The sequence below is a fragment of the Nocardioides sp. genome (assembly GCF_050699375.1).
Taxonomy (GTDB): Bacteria; Actinomycetota; Actinomycetes; order Propionibacteriales; family Nocardioidaceae; genus Nocardioides.
On record NZ_JBOHDN010000135.1, the window covers coordinates 1 to 8,487 of the forward strand.

The 8,487-nt window shown below is 71.3% G+C and carries 6 protein-coding genes; all 6 read right to left on the bottom strand.

Going from position 1 to position 8,487, the window contains the following annotated elements; translation table 11 throughout:
* A partial coding sequence (locus ACRDPS_RS09880; protein ID WP_431501459.1) for a maleylpyruvate isomerase family mycothiol-dependent enzyme occupies window positions 1-514 on the bottom strand: 514 nt, incomplete at its 3' end.
* A gap of 103 nt (window positions 515-617) precedes the next feature.
* The gene (locus ACRDPS_RS09885) at window positions 618-3,782 is read right to left on the bottom strand and encodes a glycosyltransferase (RefSeq protein WP_431501460.1); all 3,165 of its coding nucleotides are present in this window, start codon (window positions 3,780-3,782) and stop codon (window positions 618-620) included.
* 126 nt (window positions 3,783-3,908) lie between these two features.
* A complete protein-coding gene (locus ACRDPS_RS09890) occupies window positions 3,909-4,355 on the bottom strand; it encodes an acyl-CoA thioesterase (RefSeq protein ID WP_431501461.1) in 447 nt (148 codons plus the stop codon).
* A gap of 24 nt (window positions 4,356-4,379) precedes the next feature.
* Window positions 4,380-6,449, bottom strand: a complete 2,070-nt coding sequence (locus ACRDPS_RS09895) for an acyltransferase family protein (protein ID WP_431501462.1) — start codon at window positions 6,447-6,449, stop codon at window positions 4,380-4,382.
* Complete coding sequence (locus ACRDPS_RS09900) at window positions 6,446-8,188, bottom strand: glycosyltransferase family 2 protein (protein WP_431501463.1); 1,743 nt, start codon at window positions 8,186-8,188, stop codon at window positions 6,446-6,448. Before ACRDPS_RS09900 ends, ACRDPS_RS09895 begins: the two co-directional genes overlap by 4 nt.
* Window positions 8,185-8,487: hypothetical protein (locus tag ACRDPS_RS09905; protein WP_431501464.1), on the bottom strand; the 303-nt coding region annotated here is incomplete at its 5' end. The genes ACRDPS_RS09900 and ACRDPS_RS09905, both read right to left, overlap by 4 nt.

The following is an 8,487-nucleotide window of genomic DNA, read 5'->3' on the forward strand; positions in this document are numbered from 1 at the left end:
CCTCGGGGCCGTCGCCGGCGTCGAACTCCGCGTCCACGGCCCGGAGGCGGAGTCCCGAGACCAGGGTCGAACTGTTGACCGCGAAGTCCTTGGTGGCGAAGAAGGTCGCTACGGCCAGGAGTCCCTCCGGGTCGGGATCATGCTTGATGCCGAGCGGGCGCCGGATGTCCTCGGAGTGCACGATCATCTCCCCCAGCCCGCCGGCGCTCTCCTTGCGCGGGAGCCCGATCGGGCCACTTTCCGCGAATCTCGCGACAGTTTCCTCAGGCGAGGCGCCGCGGAACTCCTCCAGCCGCCGCCGGTTGTGTACGTCTGGGTCGAACCGGGCGCCGATCATGCTGCGCAGCCAGCCCGGGAACGAGAGGCGCGAGGCCGCGCCGAGGTGAGCCACGACCTCCTCCACGTCCCACTCTCCGCAGAGGGTCGACGAGCGCCACTGGTCAGGCGAGAGCGAGCGTACGTCCCGGACCAGCGCGTCACGCTCCCGCAGCTGGATCACCGATAGCTTCGTCATGCGGACACTCTGGCAGGTGCGCTCGTACGTGACCTCTCGGCCTGCACAACTGACCTCTCGGCCTGCACGAGCGACCTCTCGGCCTGCACGAGTGACTTCTCGGCTAGGAGAGGCCGCGTTTGGCGCGCTCCTCGAGCGCGATGTCGAGGAGGGAGCGGGCGCGGGCGGCGAAGCCGTGGTCGCGGTGGATGCGGGAGGCCTCGGCGCGGATGTGCTCGTCGGTGCCGAAGACGACCGAGGGGTCGGGCATCGAGGACCATTTCACCAGGTCCTCGAGGGTCTCGTAGACCTGCACGGTGTCGCCGAAGACGTCGCGCAGACCGACGACGTCGTCGGAGATGACCCGGGCGCCGGAGGCGACGGCGTCGAAGAGGCGGTTGGAGATGAAGCCGTCCTCGCGCATGTCGGTCCAGTGGTCGTTGAGGACGACCCCGGCGGCGCGGTACTCGGCCCCGAGGCGGCCGTTGGGCATGTGCTGGGCCTTGACATAGTGGCGCGGGATGTAGGACTCCCAGCCGTGGCCGTAGACCGACAGCGGCAGCCCCGCCGAGACCGCGTCGTGGATGATCGGTCGCTCGACGTCACGAGAGGTCCCGACGAAGAGCACCGGGTGGCCGGAGTCGGGCAGCGCACGGTCCGGGTTGAACTGCGAGGGATCGGTGGCCTGCAGCAACGGGTCGATGCGGATCCCCCAGCGCGCGGACATCCGCTCGGCCCACCGCGGCCCGGCGGCCAGCAGCCGGTCGAACCCGGCGGCCTCGGCGCGGGTGACCGCGTCGGGGTGGGAGATCACCCAGCCGATGTTGATCCGGCCGTCGGGCGAGGGGAAGTAGCGCGAGAGGCCGCGCAGGGTGAGTACGACGTCGTCGTCCTGCCCGCTCGGCCGCTCCCACTCGTAGTGGTGGTCGACGACCGCCGACTGGCCGAGGGTACGCAGCGAGCCGGCCAGCGCGCGGGCGAAATGGGTGTCACCCCACCGCTCCCCCTCCGGCGCCCCGGGGGCAGAGATCTTGATCGACCAGCGCAGCCGCGAAACGCCTTCGACGACCGAGACGCGCGGCATCGGCGCGAGGATCGGGCGGGTGGCGGCGTACGTCTTCGCAGGGCCGGTGGGTTCCCCGGCAGCAGCCCGCCCGACGACCTGATAGCCGCACGCGGCCCAGGCCGCGACGTCGTCACGAGGCTCGACGCGCCCGGCCCAGCGGTCGAGGTAGATCAGCCGGTTGCGTGGAGCCCGAAGAAAGCGGCCCTTCGACTTCGACTCGTGGTGCACGACCTCCGATGAGGTCACGACACGGAACGAGCCGGGGCGGAGCGACGCGAGCCGGTGGCACAGGTCGACGTCCTCCATGCCGTTGGTGTAGATCGGGTCGAACCCCTGGAGAGCGACGACGTCGCGATAGCGAAGTGCCAGCGCCGCACCGGTCAGGGCGGAGAGCCGGTGACCCTCGAGCCCGGCGGCGTCCTCGCGGGGATACTCAGCGAGCATGTTGTAGGGCAACCCACCGAACGGCGGGAAGACGACCCCGGCCGACTGCACCGACCCGCTCGGATAGAGCAGCAGCGGCTGCGCGGCGAGCACCTCGGGATCCTCGAGCGCGGCGACCAGCGGCTCCAGCCAGCCCGGCAGCGCCGTGGTGTCGTTGTTGAGGAAGACCACGGTCTCCCCGGTGACGTACGGGATGGCGAAGTCGTTGCCCAGCGCGAAGTTGTGGTTGACGGTGCTGTGCACCACCTTCACCTCGGGGAACCGCAGCGGCAGCGAGTCGAGCACCGCGGAGACCTGCGCGGAGGAGCCGTTGTCCCAGACCACGACCTCGATCCGCTTCGACCCCGCGCCGTGCTCCATCACGGCCTCGACCGCGCCAACGGTCAGCAGCGAGTCGTCGTAGGTCGGGATCACGATCGAGACCACGTCCGGGTCGGGCGTCCGCGAGGCGAGGGCTGCCCAGTCGACGAAGGCCCGGTTGCGTACGACGTCCTCCCACGACTCCAGGTCGAAGGCGTCCAGTCGGAGCCGGTCCCGGCGCGGACGGCGCGGGTTGATGCCCTGCAGGCGCTCGACGCCCACCTCGGGAACGACCTCAACGACCGCCTTCGAGGTCAGCCGCAGCGCGAGGTCGTAGGCCCAGCCGAAGCCGATGTCGTCGCGCGGTCCGCCGACCTCGTCGAGGAACGACGCCGAGATCAGCAGCCGCGAGACCAGCACCCGCATCAGGGCGCCGGGGACGTCGGGGCCCGGAGAAACTGGAGGTACGTCCACGGCGAACCGCTGCTCAGGCTGCCACGGTCGCTCCAGCACGTCGGCGACCAGCGGCAGCCGGGCGGACTCCGCCGCCGCGACCAGCCGCGCGAGACGACCGGGCCTCCAGACCTCTCCCCCGGCGACGTACGCCACGAAGTCGCCGTCGGCCCGCGCGAACGCCGCGACCACCCCCGGCTCGCCACGATCCGGGTCCCCGGGCACGACCAGAGCGCCGGGGACGAGGTCGCCGATCGCCGGCGTCAGGTCGGGCGTCAGGCCACGGTCGATGACGATGACCTCGGTGCTCACCCCGGTCTGTGCGGCGACGCTGTCCAGGGTCGCTCGGGCGAGCTCGTCGGAGGCGCCGAGGTCGACGATGACGCTGACGGTCCCAGCCGGCGCGCGGCCGGGTGCGACCTTGATGGCCGCCTCGCGGTCGATGACCGGCTGCCAGGTCCGTGGGCCGCCCTGCCGGGCCTGCCACTCCGACCGGCGGTCCCGGATCCAGTCGCGCAGGTCGGGAAACTTGCCGTCGACCTGCGCCAGCCAGTCGTTGGCCCGCCGTCCGTTGCGAGCACCGCGATCGACGTAGTGCCCGATCGCGCCACCGTAGAAGCTCTCGGTCTTGCGCCGCTCGGTGTAGCCGTCGGTGTCGAAGAGCGGGTGGGTCGGCTGCAGCCACAGCTCCGCGCGCAGCCAGTAGAGGAACGGGTCCTGCTCCCCCATCTGCTTGCGCAGCCGCGGGGTCAATCGCGCGACGAAGAACTCCGGGTCGAAGAGCGGGCTCGGCTGGGCGAGCGGACGGCTCGGGTCCTGCTCGAGATAGTGCCGGGCCGCCCGTTTGCGGTCGAGGCGCTCACCGACCTGCTCGGCGTACCACTCGTGGTCGAAGAGAGGGCAGTCGACCAGCAGACGTACGTCGTCGGCACGGCTGTAGAGGGGCGAGTCGTTGTAGACCTTGCGGGCCAGGTCCCGCCCTCTGCGCAGGCCGCCACGAGCGATGCGCTTCAACTCTTCGTCCACAGAGGTCCCCCAAGACGCTCTAGATCAGCCAATTGCAGTGGGTCAGATTGTCATAGTGCCGACGATGCGTGAATGGTGCCACGCGACGGTTGGCCCAAGCGTCACGCGGAGTTCCGCCGCCGCAGGTCACCGCAGCAGCGGCATGACCGCATCACGGATCGGCTCGGGCAAGGGAGTCACCGAACGCGACTCACCGGTGTTGTCGACGTAGACGTGCACGAACCGCCCCTCGGCCGCGGCCTCCTCGCCCGGACCCTGGAAGAGCCCGATCCGGTAGATCACCGACGAGGTCCCGACCTTGTCGACGACCAGCCCGGCCTCGACCGGCTCGGGGAACCCGATCTCGCGCAGGTAGCGGCACGAGGTCTCGGCGACGATCCCGATCTGCGGCAGCTTGCGTACGTTCACACCGGTCGTCTCGAAGAGATAGGCGTTGACCGCGGTGTCGAAGTATTCGTAGTAGGTCGCGTTGTTGAGGTGCCCGTACGCGTCGTCGTCCCGCCAGCGGGTGGTGATCGTGCGCCAGTGCACGTAGTCGGCGCGGGTGGGAACGTTGCGGTCAGGAGTGCTCATCGGGCCTGATCCTAGAGGCCCATCTCAGAGGCCGGCTTCGACGGCCCGGACCAGATAGGGCGCCAGGGTCTTGGAGAAGGTCGCGGTGATGTGGGTCTGGTCGCGGTAGGCCAGCACGTGCCCGACCACCAGCGGACACCGATCCTCGCGGCAGTAGGCACCGGACAGGTCGACCAGCGAAGCACCCGGGCCGGCGCGACGGACCGCCTCGGCGAGCGGGTCGGAGGTGGCGTACGCCTCCTGGCGGCTCATCTCGCACCCCGACGCGTCCTCGAGCGACTCCGCACCGTCGAGGCACTTGGTCGCCGACGAGGTGAGCATCGGGTTGTCGGCGAGCGCGACGACCTTCGTGCCTCGCTTCAGGATCGGGCGCCAGGCGTCGACCAGTCGCTCGGTGACCGGGTCCGGCTCGCCGGCCGCGAGCGACGGGCTGCGCCGCTGGGTGACCAGCACGAGGTCGTACGCCTTCTTCTCGGTCAGCCTCGCCAGCAGGGCCTTCCGGTAGGCGCGGCGCTCGTCGTCCGGCGTCGCCGCAAGCAGTCCGCCGCCGTTGGCGACCATCGCGTCGACCGACCATCCCGAGCTCGTCGCGACCCGGGAGAGCCCCGGGACCAGGGAGGCGGCGTGCGAGTCACCGACCAGGGCGACGCGGAGCGCGTCGGGGGCCTTGGAGCCGAGATGGCACACCTTGGGACGGGCATCGGGCGCGTACGTCCGGCGCTCGGTGAGATAGCAGTCGTAGGCGTTGCCGGTGTCGTCCTTGCGGGCGATCGGGGCCGGAAGCAGCACCCCGTCGAGCTCCGGGTTCTCACACCCCGGCGAGGATCCGAGCAGCGCGGAGGCGCCGAAGCACTCCACGTCACCCGAGGCCAGCGCGTTCGCCTGCTCCCGGCTCTTCTCGACCAGGTTGCGGCCGTGCACGATCCCGGGCACCGCGACGGCAGCGACCAGGGCCATCCCCAGGACGGCGAACCCGAAGGCCCGTGGCGAGGTCCGCAGCAGCGGCCCCGTGCGGAACGGCGTCTCCACGAACCGGTAGGAGAGCGCCGAGAGCCCGATGGTGGCCAGCAGGATCAGCGGCTCCCGCGGCCAGGTGCCGAGCACCGGCCCGGTGTCAGGGACCACGACGATCAGCGGCCAGTGCCACAGATAGAGCGAGTAGGAGACGGTGCCGACCCACTGCACCACCGGGTTGCCGACGACGCCGGCGCCGAGGCCGCGCGGGACGCCCGCCCAGATCACCAGCGCGGTCCCGACGACCGGCAACAGCGCCACCCAGCCAGGGAACGGCAGCGACTCACGAAAGAGGATCAGCGCACCGAGCAGCCCGGCCCAGCCCGCGACCGCCAGGACCGGCGCCCATCGCGAGGGGGCTCGGCTCAGGGAGAGCGGGAGAACGGCCAGGAGCCCGCCGACGGCGAACTCCCACGCGCGCGTGTGCGTGACGAAGTACGCAGCAGCAGCATCGGTCGCGGTGATGTGGACTGACGCCGCGAAGCTGCCCACGAGGACGGCCACGATGACCGCCCGGATCGCCGGGAGCCGCAGCGCGGGCCGACGCCGGGTGAGCAGTCCGGCCGCGAGGATCAGCAGCGGCCAGAGGATGTAGAACTGCTCCTCCACCGAGAGCGACCAGTAGTGCTGCGCGGGCGAGGGCGGGTCCTCGGCGGCGAGATAGTCGACCGCGGCCCAGGACAGCTGCCAGTTCTCCACATAGAACGCGGCCGCGACCGTCTCCCGCAGGAACTGCTGCCACAGTGCCTCCGGCACCAGGACGTACGTCGCCACCGCGCTGCACACGAGCACGAGCAGCGCCACCGGCAGCAGCCGCCGGATCCGGCGCGCCCAGAAGGCGCCGAGCCGCACCCCGCCCGGCTTGGCGGCCTCCCGCACCAGGTGGGAGGTGATCAGGAAGCCGGAGATGACGAAGAAGACGTCCACGCCGGCAAACCCGCCTCGGATCGCCTCGGGCCACAGGTGGAAGAGCACCACCCCCAACACGGCGGCCGTACGCAGCGCCTGGATCTCCAGCCGCTTGTCCCGTACCGGGGTGGTCTGCTCGGGCGTGGTCGGCGCGACGGCGAGAGCCGTCACCGGCGGACCCGCCGCACGATCCGTCCCGCCACCCGGCGGGCCTTGCGTACGCCCCGCTCGCCGAGGCTGAACGGGATCTCGATCCCGTGGCGCGGGCGGCCGTCGAGCCGGATGATCTGGGCTCGCTCCGCGAGCCGCTCGCCGATCACGTCCTCGTGGATGATGACCGGACCGGCGAACTCGCCGAGGGCGTCGCGGCCCTCGAACCGCATCCGCCAGCGCCCGCCCGAGAGCGCGGAGGTCGGCAGCGCCACCTCGAGCCGCCCGGAGGCGAGCTCGGCGGCGCCGTAGTCCAGGGAGCGGCGACGGCGGTCGTGGAGGAAGACCACCCGGAGGGTCTCGGGTTCGACCATCGTGTGAGCCAGCCGCAGATGCGCCCGACCGTCGACGAGCGAGAGCGAGGTGGCGACGACCGGGTCGGTGGCGCCCGAGACCACCTGGCGCAGCAGCTCCGGGCCTTCCTCGAGGGCGGCCATGATCCGCCCCAGGCGCCAGCTCGGCGCCGCGGAAGTCTGGGCGGCGGCCTCGGCGACCGCGGTGAACAGGTCGCGATGCTTGAGCACCAGGTCGGCGAGATCGTCCCCGACCAGCGTCTCGTCGGCCATCGAGATCGTCGAGACGACGTTGACCAGCGGCCGCCGGAGCGTACGCAGCGGCATCACGCCGCTGTCGGCGAGCAGCCGCAGCGTCTCGAGAAGGTCCGAGACCGGCCGGGCGGGCCAGCGGACCCCCTCGCCGATCAGCCGGGCCGCGGTCGCCCACTGGCCCGCCTCGACCAGGCGCCAGCCCCACCGCTTGTCGCGCTCCAGCTGGTCGATCAGGTCGTCGTTGCTGGGATCGTCGAAGAGCCCGACCAGCTCGGCGACCAGCACCCGCGCGGGCTCGAGCGCCACCTGGTCGATCACCGACATGCCACGCAGCGCCCGGACGATCGCCATCCAACCGTCGGCGGCGAAGATCAGCGACGCATACTCCGCGCGCACCTTCGGGTCGCCGAGCTCGATGATCCGATGGGCACAGCGCAGCTCCTGCTCGAGATAGCTGATGATCCCCGCGGGCGAGTGCGACCTCGCGGTCATCGACCCCGGGCCGGGCCGGTCGCGATAGACGTAGACCGTCTCGGTGACGACGTCGAAGCGGGCCGTGGTCAGGGCGTGCACCATCGGCTCGATGTCGTTGGACCGGGACGCGTCGGGGAACGAGATGCCGGCCGAGTCCCAGAAGTCGCGCCGGAAGATCCGATTCCAGCAGGCCCGGTTGCGCAGCGCCGACGGCGCCTCGGCCAGCCTCACCAGGGTGCGCTCCTCGTCGAAGGCCGGCCACGCCCGCACCGGCCACCAGACCCGGTCGCTGAAGAGCTTGAAGAACCGGCCGACCACCATGTCCGAGCCGGTGGTCCGCGTCTTGCGCAGCATCGCGGCGTACGCCCCGCGCGGCACCAGGTCGTCGCCGTCCGCGAAGGCGAGGAAACGTCCCCGCGCCAGCGAGACGCCGTGGTTGCGTGCCTGTCCCCCGCCCTTGCCTGGTGAGCGGACCACCTTCAGGCGCGGGTCGCGCGCTGCGTACGCCTGGCCGATCTCGAACGTGTCGTCGCTCGAGGCGTCGTCGACGAGGATCACCTCCAGATCGATCGGCTCCTGCTCGGTCGACTGGTCGTCGAGGATCGAGGAGAGCAGCTCGCCGACCCACAGGCCGACGTCGTGCGTGGGGACGACGATGGAGAGCTCGGGCGTGGTCATCGGGTCTCCTCCACCTTGTCCCGGCCCAGCCCGTCGAGCAGCCGCAGATAGTCGCGCGACATGTCATAGGGCGTGTACGTCCGGCTGAACTCGTGCGCGGCACGATGCCGCTCCTCCTGCCCGTCGAGGGCCTCCAGGATCGCCGCCGCCAGCGCCTCCGGCTCGTCGGGCTCCGGGGCGTACGTCACCACCCACTCCTGGTCCGCGAACTGCCGCGCGACCGGGGTGTCCTCGGGGATGAGGGCGGTGCGGCCGAAGGTTCCGGCGGCCAGCAGCGACCCGGAGTTGAGGATGCGCCG